The organism is Actinomadura sp. NAK00032 (genome assembly GCF_013364275.1).
In the GTDB taxonomy this organism is placed as follows: Bacteria; Actinomycetota; Actinomycetes; order Streptosporangiales; family Streptosporangiaceae; genus Spirillospora.
Genome location: NZ_CP054932.1, coordinates 3,068,800 through 3,086,139, shown reverse-complemented (window position 1 = coordinate 3,086,139; position 17,340 = coordinate 3,068,800). Strand labels below are relative to the sequence as shown.

Here is a 17,340-nt window from a genome sequence, read left to right as displayed (position 1 = left end):
CGTCACGAGCGCAGCCGCACCATCGCCTCGCCGGGCCGCCACCAGAACGTGGTGGGCGCGCACGGGTCGCCGGAGGACGCGTGCATCTCCTCGGTGACCTGGGCGAACGCGGGAAGGACCGCGTGCCCGGAGAAGGCGCCGGCCGAGCCGCCGGCCGAGCCGCCGGGCGCGCCGAGCACGTGGAGCAGCATCGTGTCGTGCGTGGGCACCGAGAACAGCGCTCCCGCGGGGCCGGCCTCGGGGACGAAGCGCGCGATCTCGGTGAGCAGGACCGGCACGTACCGGGACCCCGGCTTGGTGACCACCCGGACGGACTCGCGGAGCGTCAGCGGCTGGTCGCGGACGTCGGCGTCGGCCACCTCCTCGTGCGTGCGGGGGACGACGTAGCCGAGCCGGCGCAGCCCGAGCAGGTGCGCGCGCGCCCTGGTCAGCGGGCCGCCGTACTCGGGATGGTCGATGACGATCACGCCGTCGAAGAACGGCCCCGCGCGGACCGCCATCAGCGGCTCGCGCTCGGCGTCGGAGAGCCGGGGCACGATGCGCATCCGGAGCAGGTCGCGCACGTCCCCCAGCAGCTCGATGTCGGCGATGGACAGCACGACGAGGTCGCCGGCCTCGCGGATCCAGTCCTCGACCAGCCGCGGCCAGCGTTCGGCCGGTGCCCGCGCGCACCGCTCCAGGGCCGTCCAGGTCGAGACGCCCCGCGCGTACCGGCCGACCGGGAAGACCACTCTGGCCGTGGGGGCGTCGAAGGACGCACCGGGGAACACGGCGGGCAGCAGATCCTCGATGAGGGCGTGCACCCGGCCCGACACCTCGATGATCGGCATGTCCATCGATTCCTCCACAGAGCCCACCCTGCCCCCACGACACCGACATTAGGGTTGGTCGACGCCGCCTTTGAACGTCGAGTGCCGTTGAACGTCGAGGAGTGACGGTTGTGACCACCCGGGTAGTCCACCGGCCGGCTCGTACCATCCTCCCGCCTCCCGAGCCGGAGACCCGCCTCATCGAGGCGCCGCCCACGCTCCCCGAGGAGGGCGCGCAGGGCAACCAGATCATGATGATCCTGCCCATGATGGGCATGATGGCGTCGCTGGCGATCATGACCGTGCTGCGCAACCCGGCGTTCATGATCTTCGGTGCGGTGCTGCTCGTGGTGGCGGTGCTGGCCGGGGCCGCGATGCTGCTGTCGCGGCGCGGGCAGGTGTCCCGGCAGCGCCGCGCCCAGCGCGAGCGCTATCTGGAGTACCTGGAGGAGCTGCGGGAGGAGCTGGCGGCCCGGGAGGCCGCGGAGCGGGCGCGGGCGCGGGTCCTGGACCCGCCGCCCGAGGCGCTGTACGACGTGGTGCGCGACCCGTCCCGGCTCTGGGAGCGGCGCCGCCGCCAGCCCGACTTCCTGCGGGTGCGGATCGGCACCGGGTTCATGCCGGGGCCTCCGCTGCAGCTCGGCGAGCAGGGCACCGCCCTGGCCCCGACCGACCCGTTCATGCTCTCGGAGGCGCGGGCGCTGCTGGAGCGGTTCCGCAACCCGCCGGACATGCCGCTCACGCTGCCGCTCGACATGGCCGGGAACGTCAGCGTGGTCGGCGCGCGCGAGGACGTGCTGCGGCTGATGCGGGCGCTGCTGGCCCAGCTGGCGGCCTTCCACTCGCCGCAGGACGTGGCGCTCGCCTTCGCCTACGGCGGCGACCGGGCCGCCGACTGGGACTGGGCGAAATGGCTGCCGCACGTGCTCGACCGGCACCGGCACGACGGCGGCGCGCCCGTCCGGCTGATCGCGCCGAGCCCGCTGCGGCTGGCCGCGCTGCTGTCCGACGACCTGCGCGAGCGCACCGACTTCGCGGCGGAGGTGCGGCGCGGGCTCGGCCGCAGGGACTCGTTCCAGCTGCTGCGCAGGCTGCTGGTGGTGCACGACACCTACGGCGAGGTCGCGGCCGACATGGTGCGCCCGGACGAGGCCGTCGCGCCCGCCGACCTGGCCGCGACCATCGTGCACCTCGTCGCCGACCGGCGGCAGGAGCCCGGCGACGTGACCCTGCGGATCCGGGTCGAGGGCGACCGCGTCGAGGTGGACGACCTGCGCGGCCCGGTCGCGGAGACGGCGGTGGGGACGGTCGACGGCGTCGCGCCCGGGATGCTGGCCGGGCTGGCCCGGATGCTCGCGCCGCTGCGGCTGTCGCGCGAGTCGGCGGAGGAGAGCGCGGCCGAGGGCGGCGAGGCCGACTTCACCGCGCTGCTGGGGGTGGACGATCCGGCCGAGCTCGATGTGGCCCGGCTGTGGGCGCCGCGCGGTGAGCGCGCGTTCCTCCGCGTCCCCATCGGGCTGGACGACGCGGGCGAGCCGGTGATCCTCGACCTGAAGGAGGCCGCCAGCCTGGGCATGGGCCCGCACGGGCTCTGCGTGGGCGCGACCGGTTCCGGCAAGAGCGAGATGCTGCGCACGCTGGTGCTGACGCTGGCCGCCTCGCACCCGCCCGAACAGGTCAGCATGGTGCTGGTGGACTACAAGGGCGGCGCCACGTTCGCCCCCTTCGAGGACCTGCCGCACGTGGCCGGCATGATCACCAACCTGGAGGACGACGCCGGGCTGATCGAGCGGGCCTACGCGAGCCTGTCCGGCGAGGTGCAGCGCCGCCAGCAGCTGCTGCGCGACGCGGGCAACATCGCCAACATCGGCGACTACGCCTTCGAGCGGACGCGGCGGCCGGAGCTCGCGCCGCTGCCGTACCTGCTGGTCATCATCGACGAGTTCGGCGAACTGCTCACCGCGCGGCCCGACTTCATCGAGCTGTTCCTGTCGATCGGCCGGATCGGGCGCAGCATCGGCGTCCACCTGCTGCTGTCGAGCCAGCGGATCGAGGGCGGGAAACTGCGCGGCCTGGAGACCTACCTGTCGTACCGGCTCGGGCTCCGCACGTTCTCGGAGGAGGAGAGCCGCACCGTCCTGGACACCCCGGACGCCTTCCACCTCCCGGCGCTGCCCGGGTTCGGCTACCTGAAGGTCGACACCAGCGTGTACCAGCGGTTCAAGAGCGGGTACGTGTCCGGGCCGTACCGGGGTCCGGTGCAGACGGTGCAGGACGGCGAGGAGCGGCGGCCGGTGCGCCGGTACACGGCGTACAACCTCGCGGACCCGGCCGATCCGGCGCGCGGGGCGGAGGCCGAGGCGGCCCGGCCGGAGCCCGGCCTGCCCGAGAGGTCCGCGGGCCCCCGGCTGCTGGACGTGCTGGTCGGCGGGCTCGTCCGGCACGGCCGCCGGATCCAGAACGTCTGGCTGCCGCCGCTGCCGTCGCTGGCCACGCTCGACCAGGTCACCGGCCCGGTCCGGATCGACGGCGCCGGGATGCGGCTGCCGGTGCGGGTGGAGCCGCTGCAGGTGCCCATCGGGCTGCTGGACGACGCGCGCCGGCAGTGGCAGGGCCTGTGGAACCTCGACCTGGCGTCGGCGGGCGGGCACGTCGCGGTGATCGGCGGCCCCCAGACCGGCAAGACGACGCTGCTGCGCACCCTGGTGCTGTCGCTGGCGCTCACCCACTCCCCCGCCCAGGCGGCGGTGTACGGGCTGGACCTGCTCGGCGGCGGGCTGCGGGCCCTGGAGGGGCTGCCCAACGTCGGCGGGATCGCGGGCCGCAGCGACCGCGAGCGCGTGCGCCGCACGGTCGAGGAGGTGCACGGGATGCTGGACCACCGCCAGGAGGTCTTCCGGCGGCACGGCATCGACAGCGTGCAGCGGCTGCGGTCGATGCACGCGGCCGGGCGGGTGCCCGAGCTCGCGGCGGCGGACGTGCTGCTGGTCGTCGACGGGTTCGGCGCGATCCGCGGCGACTTCGAGGAGATCGACGACATGATCACCGACATCCTCACCCGCGGCGGCGGCTACGGCGTCCACCTGGTGGCCGGCATGCTCCGCTGGAACGACGTGCGGATGTCGGCGCAGTCGATGTTCGGCCGCCGCGTCGAGCTGCGGCTGAACGACCCGTCCGACTCGACCGTCGAACGCAAGCTGGCGCAGACGATCGGGCCGGGGCAGCCGGGCCGCGCGCTCACCGACGCCAAGCTGTTCGCCCAGGTGGCGGTGCCCGCGCTCGGCGCCGTCCCCGACCCGGCCGAGCTGGGCGCCGCGGTGGAGTCGGCGGTCGGCGCGATCCGGTCGGCGTGGACGGGGCCGGTCGCCCCGCCGGTGCGGGTGCTGCCGCACCGGCTGGACGCGGCGGACCTGCCCGGCCCCGGCGAGCAGCCCCGGCTGGTGCCGCTCGGGCTGGAGGAGCGCTCGTTCGAACCCGTCCTGCTCGACCTCTTCGACGCCGACCAGAACCTGCTCGTGCTCGGGGACGGCGGATGCGGCAAGTCCGGCCTGCTGCGCCTGATCGCGCGGAGCCTGGTCGACCGGTACTCCCCCGAGCAGGTCGTGTTCGCGGTGATGGATCCGCGCCGCTCGCTCGGCCGGGAGGTCGTGCCCGAGCCGTACCTGGGCGGGTACGCGACCACGCCGCGGGTCTGCGGGGGCCTGGCGGCGGGCGTGGCCAAGGAGCTGGAGGGCCGGATGCCCGAGCCGGACGACGAGCAGTCCGGCCAGGGCGGCGCGATGGCCGGCCCGCGCATCGTGGTCCTCGTGGACGACTACGACCTGCTCACCAGCGCCGGGCAGCAGCCGATGGCGCCGTTCGTCCCGTTCGTCCCCAACGGGCCGGACATCGGGCTGCACTTCGTGGTGGCCCGGCGGGTCGCGGGGGCGAGCCGGGGCCTGTACGACCCGCTGGTGCAGTCGATGCGGGAGATCGGCACCGGGGCGCTGCTGATGTCCGGGGACCGCTCGGAGGGGCAGATCTTCCCGCGGGTGCACGCCGACCCGCTGCCGCCGGGACGCGGGAAGTGGATCAGGCGCGGCGAGCGGCCCCGGCTGATGCAGGCCGCGCTGCTGAAGGACGAGCCCGGGGAGGACGGGTGACCTACGACATGGTCGTGCTGACCGCGCGCGCTCCCGACGTCCGCGCCATCGTGGACTCCATGGTCGACGCCGGCGGGACGCTGCGGGTCCGCGGCTCCGGCGACGGGGCGCTCATCCAGCTGTGCGACGACGCGGGGCTGCCGCTGCTGAGCATCGAGTCGGCGCAGCGGGTCGACGTCGCCGGCGAGGTCGAGCGGCTGCTGGGCGCGGACGTCGCCGCCGGGCTGACCGTCCCCTACTGGTGGGTGGAGGCGCGCGCGACCGGCGCCGACCCGCGCGGGGCGGAGGTCGCGAACCGGTTCGCCGCGGCGATGGTGGACCGGCTCGGCGGCGCGGTGTGGCGTTCGGAGGACCGATGACGGCGGCGCATCCGGCGGTGGACATCGCCACCGCCGCCGGCGCGGTGCTGATCCAGGACCGGCCGCTCGTGCCGCTGTCGAGCTGGGTCACCGACGTGATGGCGCGGTGCGCGGCCACCGGGCAGGCCGTGCAGGTGCTCGCCCCGCACGACGCGCGCCTCACGCTGCCGCTGCGGCTCGCGCTCGACGGCGGGAGCACCCGCTGGGTGGTGCAGGAGCCGGGCGACGGCTACTACGACGGGTTCAGCGGCCTTCCGCTCACCTGGGACGGCACGGCGTTCGTCCTCGACCGGGAGGCCGCCTCTCGCGGGCCGTCGGCCACGTACCTGCGCGAGCCGCCCGCCGGCCTCGGCCGCCATCTGACGATCAGTCTCCAGGTCGTCCACCCGGCCACGGCCGGGCTGGAGCTCGGCGGGACGGTGGAGCGGCTCGCCGAGACGCTGGCGGGCGCGCCGCCGGCGTCGTGGGGGACGGCCGAGCCCGCGCTGTCGCGCTGGTCGCGGGAGGAGGTGACGGCGCTGTGCCGCCGCCGCACCCCGCGGGCCACGTACCTGGTGTTCATGGGCCCGCACGGCGCGGGCGCCGGCGACGTCCCCCGCTTCGGCGGCACCGTCCGCGTCTCCCGGGTCACCTCCGGGGTGAAGGAGGAGATCAGGTTCGCCGTCGCGCTGCCCGCCGGCGCCGGCCGGCCGCTGGAAGAGCTCGCGGAGCTGGCCGGCGGCCTCGCCCGGAGCGGCCTGAGCACGCTCGTCGCGCGGTGGGCCCCCGGCCGGACCGACCTCACCTACCCGGCCCGCTGGTGCGGCCGCCCGGTGCCGCTCGGGCTGGCGGTCGGCCCGGCGGGAGTCGCGGAGATCGGCGCGGGACGCGCGCGGGACGCCGGGCCCGGCGGGCGCCCGATCGGCGACCCCGACGAGCCCGGCCTGTGGTACCCGTTCGACGACGACGGTCCGCAGGCCTGGAAGCACCTCGGTGATCTGCTGCGCCGCCTCCAGGGGGCGTAGGGCTACTCCCGGTGGTGGTTCTCGCCCGGCCAGGACTCCTCCGGCCAGGCCGGCACCTGTTCCGAGGCGTCGGGGTCGGTGCCGGGGACGATCTGCTCGCACCAGACGACCTTGCCGGCGGCGGTGCGGCGGCTGCCCCAGCGGTGGGCGAGCTGGCTGACGACGAGGAGGCCGCGGCCGTTCTCGTCGTCGTCCTCGGCGCGGCGCAGGCGGGGCAGTGCGGCCGACCGGTCCAGGACCTCGCAGACGAGGGTGCGCTCCAGCAGGAGCCGCAGCTCGATCGGGCCGGGGGCGTAGCGGAGCGCGTTGGTGATGAGTTCGGAGGCCAGCAGCTCGGTGGTGTAGCTCAGGTCCTCCAGGCCCCACTCCTCCAGGCGGGCGCTGACGAGGCCGCGGGCGCGGCGGACCGCGGCGGGGTCGGCGGGCAGGGTCCAGGAGGCGTACTGGTCCTCGGGGAGGCGGCGCAGCCGGGCGATGAGGACGGCGATGTCGTCGCGGTGCTGGTCGGCGTAGACGCCGGCGAGGGTCGCCTTGGCGAGGTCCTCCATGGGGCGGTCGATCGACTCGGGGCCGAAGATGCCCTGGAGGCGGGCGAGGCCGTCGTCGATGTCGCGGCCGCGGTTCTCCACCAGGCCGTCGGTGTAGATGACGAAGAGGCTGCCGTCCTCGACGGTGAACTCGCGGCTCTCGATCGCGGCGCCGCCCGCGACGCCGAGCGGCGGGGCGGGCGGGACCTGCAGGTACTCGTTGTCGCCGGTCGGGCCGGCCAGCAGCGGCGGCAGGTGCCCGGCGGAGGCGATCTCGATGGTGCCGGTGGTCGCGTCGTAGACCGCGTACACGCAGGTGGCGAAGTGCGGCTCCTGCTCGCCGAGCTCGATCATCAGCTCGTGCATGACGTGCAGCGCGTCGGCCGGCGGCAGTTCGAGGTTGGCGAGCGTGTGCAGCGCGGTGCGCAGCCGGCCCATGGTGACGGCGGCGCGGACGCCGTGCCCGGCGACGTCGCCGACGATCAGCGCGACGCGGGCGCCGGGCAGCGCTATCGACTCGTACCAGTCGCCGCCGACCTCGACGAGCTTGCTGCCGGGCAGGTAGCGGTGCCGGACCTCGACGGAGGACGGCGCGGACAGCCGCAGCGGCAGCAGGCTGCGCTGCAGCGCCAGCGCGGTGGCGCGCTCGCGGCTGAACCGCCGGGCGTTGTCGATGACGATCGCGGCGCGGGCCGCGAACTCCATGCCGATCTCGACGTCGTAGGCGTCGAACTTGCGGAACCCGGGCACGCGGGTGCAGGCGATGAAGCCGAGCAGGGTGTCGCGGGCGATCAGCGGCAGCAGCACCATCGACACGTTGGACAGCAGCTCGCCCGCTGGGCCGCGCCGCCACAGCTTGCCGATCTCGGTCGCCGCGTCGAGCGGGATGTGCGGCAGGTGAACGGGCCGGGCGGTCTCCATGACCTCCCGGTACGGGGTGCCCTCGGGGAAGACGAGCACCTCGCCGACGGGGAACGTGGACGTCCAGGCGGGGTTGCCGTCGTCGGAGGTGACCGCTATGCGGCGCAGCACCGCCGAGCCGGACTCGCTGTGCACCTCGTCGGAGGCGACCAGGCTCTCCAGCACCAGCACGGACGCGGCGTTGCAGTAGTGCGGGACGACGACGTCGACGAGTCCGCGCGCGGACTGGTCGAGGTCGAGGGACGCGCCGAACCGGGTGAGCTGGTCGTCCATCAGCGCGCGGCGCATGAGGGCCGGGTCCTGGTAGCGCTCGCTGGGCGGCAGCTCCACCCGGACGAACAGCAGCGCGGTGGGCCCGGCGTCCTGCGCGCCGCCGACGAGCGGCTGCACGGTGACGAGGGCCGAGGTGCCCTGGTCGCCGCGCTGCACGGTCATCACGCCGTTGCGCTCCTGGTCGCCGACCTCCAGGAGGGTCTCCAGCTCGGCCTTGGCCTCCTCGCCCACCAGGTCGGTGGCGGGGCGGCCGATCAGCTCCTCGGGGGCCCGGCCGAGGACGGCCCGGGCGTTCGGCCCGCACTGGACGATCCGCCTGGCCCCGTCGATGCCCAGGACGAGGGTCCTGGACGCGGAATCGGTGGCGGGCGCATCGCCTCGCGGCGCCATGACGGATCTCACCTGACGCGCTCCAGACAGCCGGTCGTCTTAGCACTACCCAGCGACAGTATGGGGCATGACGCCCCCGCGAGGGAGAAGATCACGCCTACCGTGCCGAAATCGCTTCGCTTCCGTCGTCGCCGCGTCATCGCGGGACCGCTCCGATGCCCCGCATGAGGGTGTCGACGACGGCCTCGGCGCGGCCGTCGGGAAAGCTCTCCCCGGGCCGGCGGCCGGCGAGGGTGCCGAGCAGCATCGACATCGCCGCCTCGACGTCGAGGTCGGCGCGCAGCTCCCCGGTCCGCACGCCGCGCCGCAGCACCCGGCGCACGACGTCGCGGCGCGGCTCGATGATGTCGCGGCGGTAGCGGGCGTACAGCTCGGGGTACTTCTCGGCGCCGCCCATGACGTTCCAGAAGACCCGCAGGTAGCGGCGGCCGCGCTCGGCGGCCATCGCGCGCGCCAGCTCGGTGAGGTCGTCGCGGACGGAGCCGCCGGACGGCTCGGGCAGCGGCGCCTTGGCCGACCCGAGGGCGTCCAGGATCAGCGCGTCCTTGCCGGGCCAGCGCCGGTAGATCGTCGTCTTGCCGACGCCGGCCCGCGCGGCGACCGCCTCCACCGACACCCCGTCCACCCCCGACTCCTCGGCGAGGAGGTCGAGGACCGCCTCGATGATGGCCTTCTCGGCACGCTCGCTGCGGGGTCGCCCGCCGTGCCGCCGCTCTGTCCCGGTCATGGCGCGTTCACGTTCTCACATCCGCGCCCTCATGCGGCGGCCTTCTCCGGTTCGCGCGGTGCCTCGGCCTGCGCGGCGGAGGCTGTGGAGGTGCGTCCGGGCATCCACTTGGCGACGACCAGCGCGCCGAGGAGCGCGATGACGGCGGCGGCGACGGACGCGGTGTGCATGGCGTTGACGAACGCGGCGTCGGCGTGCCCGGCGAGCTGGCGCCCGGCGTCGCCCATCCGCGCGGCGACGGCGTGCGCGCCCTCGATGGACTCGCCGGCCGCCTCCCGCGCGCCCGGGGGCAGCGCGGCGAGGTCGCCGTCCAGGTCGCGGCGGTAGACGGAGGCGACGACGGAGCCGAGCACGGCCACGCCCATCGCGACGGCGACCTGCCGGGCGGTGTTGTTGATGGCCGATCCGGCGCCGGCCTTCTCGCGCGGCAGCGCCGACATGACCGACTCGGTGGCCGGCGGCATGACGTTGGCCATCCCGGTGCCCTGCACGAAGAAGATCACGCCGAGGATCCACATCGGGGTGTCGGTGCCGATGAACTGGTAGCTCGCCAGCGCGGCGGCGACCAGCAGCAGGCCGGTCGTGCAGACGGCCTTGGCGCCGAAGCGCTGCACCATCGCGGCGCTGCGCGGGGCGAACGCGAGCTGGGCGATGGCGAACGGCAGCACCATCGCGCCGGACTCCAGCGGGGTCAGGCCGCGCACCGACTGCATGTAGAAGTTGGCGAAGAAGAACACGCCGCTCGCGGCGAAGAAGCACAGCGCGATGGACGCGACGGCCGCCGACATGCGCGGGTCCCGGAACAGCCGGACGTCGAACGCCGGGGACGCGGTGCGGGCCTCGTGCGCGACGAACAGCGCGATGACGGCGGCGCCGGCGAGGATAGGGCCGAGCACGGGGAGCGCGAGCCAGTCGCCCTTCTCGCCGCCCTGGATGATCCCGTACGACAGGACGACGAGGCCGATGACCGACAGCACGACGCCGAGCGGGTCGAGCCGTCCGGGCTCGGGGTTGCGGGACTCGGGCACGAGGAACGCCATCAGCACGACGCCGACCGCGATGACCGGGACGTTGATGAGGAACACCGAGCCCCACCAGAAGTGGGCGAGCAGCAGCCCGCCGGTGAGGGGGCCGATCGCGACGCCGAGGCCGACCGCGCCGGCCCAGATGCCGATCGCGCGGGCGCGCTCGTGCGGCTCGAAGACGTTGGTGATGATCGACAGCGTCTGCGGCATCACCGCGGCGCCGCCGAGCCCCATCAGGGCGCGGGCGTAGATGAGCTGGTCGGGGGTCTGCGCGTAGGCCGACAGCAGCGAGGCGACGGCGAACACCGCCATGCCGCCCATCAGCACCCGCTTGCGGCCGAGCCGGTCGCCGATCACGCCGAAGGTGAACAGCAGCCCGGCGAAGACGAGCGTGTAGGAGTTGATCGACCACTCGAGCTGGCTCTGCGTGGCGCCGAGCCCCTTCTCCGAGTCGGCGATGGTCTTGAGCGCGACGTTGAGGATCGTGTTGTCGAGCACGACCACCAGCAGGCTCATGGTGAGGACGCCGAGGACGTACCACCGGCGCCGCTGAATCGTCTGGGGGTCCATGCCGATACGCAACGGTAGCGTTTCGTAACCTATTCCCGGCCTGCCCGAATTGAGGGAATCCCCGGGGTACCCGAATCGTTTTCGAAGTGGCACGATCGGTTCCGTCTGGGTACGCCACCGTGGCGCCTCAAGACCGGAGGTTCTCGCATGTCTTCATCTGTCGCACCCCCAGCACAGCCGACCACCCTCTACGGCGGCACGAGCACGCGCAGGGTGACCGTACGCGACATCGCCGCCGCCAAGGAGCGGCACGAGAAGTGGCCGATGCTCACCGCGTACGACGCGCAGACCGCGCGGGTCTTCGACGAGGCCGGCATCCCCGTGCTGCTCGTCGGCGACTCCGCCGCGATGGTCGTCTACGGCTACGACTCCACCATCCCCGTCACCGTGGACGAGCTGATCCCGCTGACCGCGGCCGTCGTGCGCGGCTCCAAGCGCGCCATGGTCGTCGCCGACCTGCCGTTCGGCTCGTACCAGACGGGCGTCGGCGAGGCGCTGACGACCGCCACCCGCTTCATGAAGGAGGCGGGCGCGCACGCGATCAAGCTGGAGGGCGGCCGCCGGGTCATCCCGCAGGCCGAGGCGCTCGTCTCCGCCGGCATCCCGGTCATGGGGCACCTCGGCCTCACCCCGCAGTCGGTGAACGTCTTCGGCGGCTACCGGGTGCAGGGCCGCGGCCAGGACGGCGACGAGCTGATGGCCGACGCCAAGGCCCTGGAGGCCGCGGGCGCGTTCGCGCTCGTCCTCGAATGCGTCCCCGCCGACCTCGCCGCCCGCGTCACCGCGTCGCTGTCGATCCCGACGATCGGCATCGGCGGCGGCAGCGGCACCGACGCGCAGGTGCTCGTCTGGCAGGACATGGCGGGCCTCACCCCGCACACCGCCAAGTTCGTCAAGAAGTTCGCCGACCTGAACACCCTGCTCGGCGAGGCCGCCCGCGGCTACGCCGAGGAGGTCGTCGGCGGCGTCTTCCCGGCCCCCGAGCACACCTACCGGTAACCGTCCCGCGACGGCCCGGTCGCGCCCTACTCGTCGGGGTCCGACCGGGCCGCCCGGACGCGCGCCCCGCCCCCGCCCGCCTGGCGGTCCTCGGCCTCGCGGGGCGGCGGGACGAGGCGCCCCTGCGCGCCGTCGGCCGTGATCTCGTCGCGGAGCGTCTCCACGGCGGAGCGCAGCACGTCGGGCCCGGCCACGTTCATCAGCAGCAGCCCCAGGTTGAGGGCCATCTGCCCGTCGGTCATCTCGCTGCCCGCCAGGGCGTCCACGGCGGTGCGCAGGTCGGCCTGGTCCTCGGCGGACACGTTCTGCAGCAGCCCCAGGCAGTAGGTCGGCAGCGCCAGCCGCGACTTCGCGAACGAGACGCCGCGCATGATCTCCCCGGCCTCCTGCGCGCGGGTCTTGGCCTGCATGCGGTCGACGCCCCGGTCGGCGGCGGCGAGCAGCGAGGTCAGCAGCGTGCTCGGCCCGACCGCGACGTCCTCGTCCCCGACCCGGACGGTGAACACCGCGCTGCGGAACACCATCATCGAGCCGAGGCTCGCGACCAGCACCTGCGTGGCGTCCGCGACGTGCGGCGACTGCACGCCGAACCGCCAGCCGAAGGTGTGCAGGAGCAGCAGCGACCCGGCGCCCGCTCCCCCGTTGATCAGCACGTACGCCCAGGTGCTCGGCACCCGGACGAGCGTGGTGGGCCGGTCCCGGTAGCGGCTGACCAGCTCGGCGATGCCGACCAGGCAGCTCAGCGAGACGGCGACGACGTACCCGAGCACCGGCTCAGTCCCCGGTCAGCCGGACGACCTCGTCGATCTCCCGGTCCACGGCGACCAGGCCGCGCTCGCGCAGCGCGTCCACGGCGTCCGCGACCTCGAGCAGCCCGAGCCGGGTGGCGTGGTGGAGCTGCTCCAGCGACTGCGGCGTCCCGGCCGTCCGCAACTGGGCGAGCACGCGCCGGCACGCGTCCTCGGGCACGGGCCCGGCGCCGGGCGGACCGGGCTCGGCGGCGGGCGCCGCACCGGGCTCCCGGCGCGCTCCCGCGCCGCGCCCGGGAGGGGCGAGAAAGGCGCTCCACGGATCTGCCGACCGGATCTCTCGCATGTCCACCTGCCTGTAGCCACCCTGATGATATGTCACTGTTCGGACGCAGCGGAGGCGCCGTCCGCTCCCTTCCCGCCGTCGGATCCGGCGCGCGGGCGCGGCGACGAGCGCGCGACGATCAGCCGGTCGCCGGCCTCCAGGGTGGTGCACCGCGGATGGTCGAACGGCAGCGTCCGGCCGTCCCGGACGACCGCGAGCGCCGGCTCGCGCACCGCGGCCAGCGACCCGCCGACCTCGTCCGGCCGCACCGCGCGCGATACCAGGTCCAGGCCGCTGCCCTGGTCGAGGAGGTCCTCGATGACCTCGCTGACCGCGGGCTGGCTGGTGGACATCCCGAGCAGCCGGCCCGCCGCCTCCGACGACGTCACCACGCGGTCGGCGCCCGACTGCCGCAGCAGCGGGACGTTCTCCGACTCGCGCACCGACGCCTGGATCCCGGCGTGCGGGTTGAGCTGCCGCGCGGTCAGGGTGATCAGCACCGCGGTGTCGTCGCGGGCGCTCGCCACCACGATCTCCCGGGCCCGCTGCACCCCGGCCTGCTTCAGCACCGAGTTGCGCGTCGCGTCCCCGACGATGCTCACGAACCCGGCCTCCGCGGCCTCCGCGACCACGCGCGGGTCCGGGTCGACGACGACGATCGACCCGCGGTCGACGCCCGTGCTCAGCAGGGTCTTGATGGCGCTGCGGCCCTTCGTGCCGTAGCCGGCCACCACGATGTGGTCGCGCACGCGTGCCCTCCAGCGTGACTTGCGCCAGTCCTCGCGGGTGCGTTCCGCCAGGACCTCCAGGGTCGTGCCCACGAGGACGATGAGGAACAGCACCCGCACGGGCGTGATGAAGACGATGTTGACGAACCGGGCCGCGTCCCCCACCGGCGTGATGTCGCCGTAGCCGGTGGTCGAGACGGTCACCGTGGCGTAGTAGAAGGCGTCCAGCAGCGACAGCTTCCCGTCGCCGCTGTCGCGGTAGCCGTCGCGGTCGGCGTACACGGCGGCGACCACCGCGAACAGCAGCAGCAGCGCGATACCGACCCGCTTCGCCACCGCGCGCAGCGGCCCCGTCCTCGCCGAGGGCAGCAGGACCAGCGGCCGCCGCGCCGCCTCAGGATCGTTCAAACCCGGCACCACACCGAGCCTAACGATCCTTCACCTTCTGGGGGGACGACCCCCAGACCCCCCGAAAGGAGTCCGACCGTCGTCCTCCATTCCGCTGGCGCTCCATTCCAGCCGCCGGTCAGACATCGGTAATGCGCAGTCCCGCGTGGGCCTTGTAGCGGCGGTTCATGGAGATGAGGTTGGCGGTGAACGCCTCGACCTGGTGGGCGTTGTGCAGCCGGCCGCCATAGACGCCGCGCATGCCGGGGATGCGGCCCGCGAGGGCCTGGACGAGGTCGGTGGCCTCGCGGTCGTTGCCGAGGACGAGGACGTCCAGCTCCATCTCGTCCACGCCGGGGTCGAGCAGCAGCTTGGCGGAGACGTGGTGGAAGGCGGCGACCACGCGGCTGTCGGCCAGCACGGCGGCGGCCTGCTCGGCGGCGCTGCCCTCCTCGACCGGCAGCGCGAACGCGCCCTTGCCCTTCTCGAAGCCGAGCGGGTTCACGCAGTCCACGACGATCTTGCCGGCCAGCTCGGCGCGCAGCGACTCCAGCGTGGCCTTGTGGCCGTCCCACGGGACGGCGACGACGACCACGTCCGAGCGTCCGGCGGCGACCGGGTTCTCCGCGCCGGAGATCCGCGGGCCGGCGCCCTCGGCGGCCAGCTCGTCGGCGGCGGCCTGGGCGCGCTCGGCCTTGCGCGACCCGATCGTCACCGTGTGCCCGGCGAGCGCGAACCGGCGCGCGAGGCCCTTGCCCTGGTCACCGGTGCCGCCGAGGATGCCGATCGACAGGCCGCTGACGTCGGGGAGGTCGTAGGGCGTCTTCTGCTGCTGCTCAGTCATGCGGCCGAGTCTGCCAAACCGGCGCGGGGCCGCCGCGGCCAGGGCCGCCGGCTCGCGGAAAACCGCCTGATCAGGGCGCCGGGTGCGGCACCATGGTGCGCGTGGACGCCGAGCAGATCACCCTGTTGCGCGAGGTCCTGTCGACCACGGGCTGGCTGGAGCGGACCGAGGAGTTCGGCCGGGCGCTGCGGGGCACCTCCCGCACGCCGGGCGGGCTGCTGCTGGTCGGCACGCCCGCCGGCGACCCGTGGCACCTGGCCGCGCACCTGGACGACGAGAGCCGGCTCGGCGGCGTCCCCGGACTGGCGCCGACGCTGGTCCGCTGGACGCCGCCCGCGGACGCGCCCCCGCACCTGCGGGTCGGCCTGGAGCGGCTGGAGGCGGCGCGGCGCGGCGAGACGCTGTTCGTCGTCGCCGAGGAGGAGGCGCCCGTCCCGTTGCTGGAGCGGGTCGACGACGCCCGCCGCACCGGCGCGACCGTGCTGGCGCTGGAGGGCGGCGACCGGGAGCTGCGCGGCCTCGCGCACGAGGCGCTGACCGTCCCGCCAGACGAGGCGCTGATGTCGTTCGACGGGGCGCAGCACCTGGTCAGCGCGGCGGCCGGGCGGGAGCCGGCGCGGACGCCCCGGGGGCTCCGCGACCGGCTCGCCAGGCTCCTCGACGTGGTCTCCGGCCCCGTCGTGGACTGACCCGTCGTGGACTGATCAGTCGTCCGGCTCGCGGCGGCGCCAGGACTCGTTGCGCTCGCGGGCCAGCTCCAGGGCGTTCGCGGCCTCGCCCTCGGACGCGTACGGCCCCATCCGGTCCTTGCCGGGGCAGCCGGCCCCGTGCTCGGGCTTCATGTGCTTCAGGCAGAACCACCAGTCACCGTCGTCGTCGGCCATCGGCGCTCCTCTCGCTCCGCGGGGATTCGTTGCCCCGATCCCGCTGACTACACTCCATCACTATGACGACCCAGCTGCTCCGGCCCGGAAACGTTTCACCGATGCGGAAGGTCCCGTCGACCATTCCGCGTCCGGAGTACGTGGGCAAGAAGCGGCCGCGGACCGGGGAGCCGGACGTCAAGACCCCCGAGATCATCGAGCGGATGCGGGTGGCGGGCAAGATCGCGGCGCAGGCGCTGGCGGAGGTCGGCGCGCACATCCGGCCGGGCGTCACCACCGACGAGCTCGACCGGATCGGGCACGAGTTCCTGCTGGACCACGGCGCCTACCCGTCGACGCTGGGCTACCGCGGGTTCCCGAAGTCGCTGTGCACCTCGATCAACGAGGTGATCTGCCACGGCATCCCGGACGACACGGTCCTGCGCGACGGCGACATCATCAACATCGACATCACCGCCTACATCGACGGCGTGCACGGCGACACCGACGCGACGTTCCTGTGCGGCGACGCCGACGAGGAGTCGCGGCTGCTGGTGGAGCGCACCCGCGAGGCGACGATGCGCGGCATCCGCGCGGTCAAGCCGGGGCGGGCGCTGAACGTGATCGGGCGGGTCATCGAGTCCTACGCCAAGCGGTTCGGGTACGGGGTCGTCCGCGACTTCACCGGGCACGGGATCGGCACGACCTTCCACTCGGGGCTGGTCGTCCCGCACTACGACGACCCCGCCGCCACGACGATCATCGAGCCGGGGATGACGTTCACGATCGAACCGATGCTGACGCTCGGCACCCACGACTACGACATGTGGCCGGACGGCTGGACGGTCGTCACCAAGGACCGCAAGCGCACGGCACAGTTCGAGCACACGCTGCTGGTGACCGATGACGGCCACGAAATCCTCACCCTCCCGTGACGGTCCCCTTGATCTAGAGTCCGATTCAGCGCCCCAGCCGGCCGGGAGAATTTCTGGATGAACGCCCCAGCGCCGTACGAGCCGAGGGTTCCGTCCGACAGCATGCCTCCGGGGCGGGCGGCGCTGAGCGTGACGTGGGCGGCGCTGCCGTTCCTGACCCTCGGCTACGCCACGCCGTTCACGTTCGCCGCGGCGGCGCTGTGGCGGCGCAGCGCGCACCTGCTGGTGTCCACGGCCGCCTACCTCGGCGTGTTCGCGCTGGCGATGTTCCTGCTCCCGGACATCGGCAAGGACGAGGGCGCCGAGCGGCTGGTGGGCATCCTGCTGTTCGTGCTCGCCGTGGTGGGCTGCGGACACGCGTTCCTGATCCGGCGCCGGGTGTTCGACCCGCACGGGCTGTCGGCCGTCGACAACGAGGCCGTGGTGGAGCAGGTCAAGCGCCGCCGGCTGCTGCGCGACAAGGCGCGGGAGCTGGCCGCCGCCGACCCGGGCCTCGCCAAGGAGCTGCGGATCGGGCGGCCCGACCTGCCGCGCCGGTACAACGACGGCGGGCTCGTCGACGTCAACCACGCCCCCGCCGAGGCGCTGACGCTGCTGCCCGGCGTCACCCCGGAGCTCGCGGCGCGGATCACGCGGGTGCGGGCGGAGGCGGGCGGGTTCATGTCCGCAGAGGAGCTGGCCGCCGTCGCGGGGCTGCCGCCGGACCTCACGAGCGATGTCGCCGACTACGCCGTCTTCATCCGCTGATCTTCGGGTATGTCCC

General features: G+C 74.1%; 16 protein-coding genes. 7 read left to right on the top strand and 9 right to left on the bottom strand.

Annotated features, from left to right (window positions below):
• Window positions 1-2: 2 nt before the first annotated feature.
• A complete protein-coding gene (locus HUT06_RS14495) occupies window positions 3-836 on the bottom strand; it encodes a hypothetical protein (RefSeq protein ID WP_176196208.1) in 834 nt (277 codons plus the stop codon).
• A 104-nt stretch (window positions 837-940) separates the two neighbouring features.
• Here HUT06_RS14495 and eccCa point away from each other — a divergent pair, with 104 nt between their 5' ends.
• The 3 genes from eccCa to HUT06_RS14480 are packed head-to-tail and all read left to right on the top strand — an operon-like array spanning window position 941 to window position 6,314.
• Window positions 941-4,951 (top strand): type VII secretion protein EccCa, encoded by a 4,011-nt coding sequence (gene eccCa, locus HUT06_RS14490; RefSeq protein ID WP_176196207.1) that lies wholly within the window; start codon window positions 941-943, stop codon window positions 4,949-4,951.
• Window positions 4,948-5,310, top strand: coding sequence for a hypothetical protein (locus HUT06_RS14485; RefSeq protein WP_176196206.1), 363 nt, complete (start codon window positions 4,948-4,950; stop codon window positions 5,308-5,310). Before eccCa ends, HUT06_RS14485 begins: the two co-directional genes overlap by 4 nt.
• Complete coding sequence (locus HUT06_RS14480) at window positions 5,307-6,314, top strand: DUF6177 family protein (RefSeq protein ID WP_176196205.1); 1,008 nt, start codon at window positions 5,307-5,309, stop codon at window positions 6,312-6,314. The genes HUT06_RS14485 and HUT06_RS14480 overlap by 4 nt, the downstream gene beginning before the upstream one ends.
• Window positions 6,315-6,316: 2 nt before the next feature.
• Here HUT06_RS14480 and HUT06_RS14475 read toward each other — a convergent pair whose 3' ends face one another.
• The 3 genes from HUT06_RS14475 to HUT06_RS14465 all read right to left on the bottom strand — a co-directional run bounded on the left by HUT06_RS14475 (window position 6,317) and on the right by HUT06_RS14465 (window position 10,747).
• Window positions 6,317-8,425, bottom strand: a complete 2,109-nt coding sequence (locus HUT06_RS14475) for a SpoIIE family protein phosphatase (protein WP_176196204.1) — start codon at window positions 8,423-8,425, stop codon at window positions 6,317-6,319.
• A 136-nt stretch (window positions 8,426-8,561) separates the two neighbouring features.
• Window positions 8,562-9,152: a TetR/AcrR family transcriptional regulator gene (locus HUT06_RS14470; protein ID WP_176196203.1), complete on the bottom strand. Its 591-nt coding sequence runs from the start codon at window positions 9,150-9,152 to the stop codon at window positions 8,562-8,564.
• Window positions 9,153-9,181: 29 nt separating this feature from the next.
• Window positions 9,182-10,747, bottom strand: a complete 1,566-nt coding sequence (locus HUT06_RS14465; protein ID WP_176196202.1) for an MFS transporter — start codon at window positions 10,745-10,747, stop codon at window positions 9,182-9,184.
• Between the two features lie 147 nt (window positions 10,748-10,894).
• Here HUT06_RS14465 and panB point away from each other — a divergent pair, with 147 nt between their 5' ends.
• Window positions 10,895-11,746: a 3-methyl-2-oxobutanoate hydroxymethyltransferase gene (gene panB / locus HUT06_RS14460; protein ID WP_176196201.1), complete on the top strand. Its 852-nt coding sequence runs from the start codon at window positions 10,895-10,897 to the stop codon at window positions 11,744-11,746.
• Window positions 11,747-11,772: 26 nt separating this feature from the next.
• Here panB and HUT06_RS14455 read toward each other — a convergent pair whose 3' ends face one another.
• From HUT06_RS14455 to npdG, 4 genes are all read right to left on the bottom strand, one after another.
• Window positions 11,773-12,516, bottom strand: a complete 744-nt coding sequence (locus tag HUT06_RS14455) for a hypothetical protein (protein WP_254715176.1) — start codon at window positions 12,514-12,516, stop codon at window positions 11,773-11,775.
• Window positions 12,517-12,520: 4 nt separating this feature from the next.
• Window positions 12,521-12,841: a hypothetical protein gene (locus HUT06_RS14450; protein WP_176196200.1), complete on the bottom strand. Its 321-nt coding sequence runs from the start codon at window positions 12,839-12,841 to the stop codon at window positions 12,521-12,523.
• A 32-nt stretch (window positions 12,842-12,873) separates the two neighbouring features.
• On the bottom strand, window positions 12,874-13,956 hold the full coding sequence (locus HUT06_RS14445; protein ID WP_176196199.1) for a TrkA family potassium uptake protein: 1,083 nt from the start codon (window positions 13,954-13,956) through the stop codon (window positions 12,874-12,876).
• 118 nt (window positions 13,957-14,074) lie between these two features.
• A complete protein-coding gene (gene npdG / locus HUT06_RS14440; protein ID WP_176196198.1) occupies window positions 14,075-14,779 on the bottom strand; it encodes an NADPH-dependent F420 reductase in 705 nt (234 codons plus the stop codon).
• A gap of 92 nt (window positions 14,780-14,871) precedes the next feature.
• Between npdG and HUT06_RS14435 the strand changes: the two genes are divergently transcribed.
• Window positions 14,872-15,468 carry a hypothetical protein gene (locus HUT06_RS14435; RefSeq protein ID WP_176196197.1) on the top strand — a complete coding sequence of 199 codons (597 nt, stop codon included), beginning with the start codon at window positions 14,872-14,874 and terminating at the stop codon, window positions 15,466-15,468.
• Window positions 15,469-15,483: 15 nt separating this feature from the next.
• On the opposite strand, the gene HUT06_RS14430 is transcribed toward HUT06_RS14435, so the two are convergent.
• The gene (locus HUT06_RS14430; RefSeq protein ID WP_176196196.1) at window positions 15,484-15,663 is read right to left on the bottom strand and encodes a hypothetical protein; all 180 of its coding nucleotides are present in this window, start codon (window positions 15,661-15,663) and stop codon (window positions 15,484-15,486) included.
• Between the two features lie 62 nt (window positions 15,664-15,725).
• Between HUT06_RS14430 and map the strand changes: the two genes are divergently transcribed.
• Window positions 15,726-16,577, top strand: coding sequence for a type I methionyl aminopeptidase (map, locus tag HUT06_RS14425; protein ID WP_176196195.1), 852 nt, complete (start codon window positions 15,726-15,728; stop codon window positions 16,575-16,577).
• 57 nt (window positions 16,578-16,634) lie between these two features.
• Complete coding sequence (locus HUT06_RS14420; protein ID WP_176196194.1) at window positions 16,635-17,324, top strand: helix-hairpin-helix domain-containing protein; 690 nt, start codon at window positions 16,635-16,637, stop codon at window positions 17,322-17,324.
• The last annotated feature ends 16 nt before the right edge of the window (window positions 17,325-17,340 follow it).

Excerpts from the sequence above, each read along its gene's own strand:
- map (WP_176196195.1), top strand. The coding sequence starts at position 15,726 with ATGACGACCCAGCTGCTCCGGCCCGGAAACGTTTCACCGATGCGGAAG.
- HUT06_RS14470 (WP_176196203.1), bottom strand. The coding sequence starts at position 9,152 with ATGACCGGGACAGAGCGGCGGCACGGCGGGCGACCCCGCAGCGAGCGT.
- HUT06_RS14430 (WP_176196196.1), bottom strand. The coding sequence starts at position 15,663 with ATGGCCGACGACGACGGTGACTGGTGGTTCTGCCTGAAGCACATGAAG.
- HUT06_RS14435 (WP_176196197.1), top strand. The coding sequence starts at position 14,872 with ATGGTGCGCGTGGACGCCGAGCAGATCACCCTGTTGCGCGAGGTCCTG.
- HUT06_RS14480 (WP_176196205.1), top strand. The coding sequence starts at position 5,307 with ATGACGGCGGCGCATCCGGCGGTGGACATCGCCACCGCCGCCGGCGCG.
- panB (WP_176196201.1), top strand. The coding sequence starts at position 10,895 with ATGTCTTCATCTGTCGCACCCCCAGCACAGCCGACCACCCTCTACGGC.
- HUT06_RS14420 (WP_176196194.1), top strand. The coding sequence starts at position 16,635 with ATGAACGCCCCAGCGCCGTACGAGCCGAGGGTTCCGTCCGACAGCATG.
- HUT06_RS14475 (WP_176196204.1), bottom strand. The coding sequence starts at position 8,425 with ATGGCGCCGCGAGGCGATGCGCCCGCCACCGATTCCGCGTCCAGGACC.
- HUT06_RS14450 (WP_176196200.1), bottom strand. The coding sequence starts at position 12,841 with ATGCGAGAGATCCGGTCGGCAGATCCGTGGAGCGCCTTTCTCGCCCCT.
- HUT06_RS14495 (WP_176196208.1), bottom strand. The coding sequence starts at position 836 with ATGGACATGCCGATCATCGAGGTGTCGGGCCGGGTGCACGCCCTCATC.
- HUT06_RS14465 (WP_176196202.1), bottom strand. The coding sequence starts at position 10,747 with ATGGACCCCCAGACGATTCAGCGGCGCCGGTGGTACGTCCTCGGCGTC.
- npdG (WP_176196198.1), bottom strand. The coding sequence starts at position 14,779 with ATGACTGAGCAGCAGCAGAAGACGCCCTACGACCTCCCCGACGTCAGC.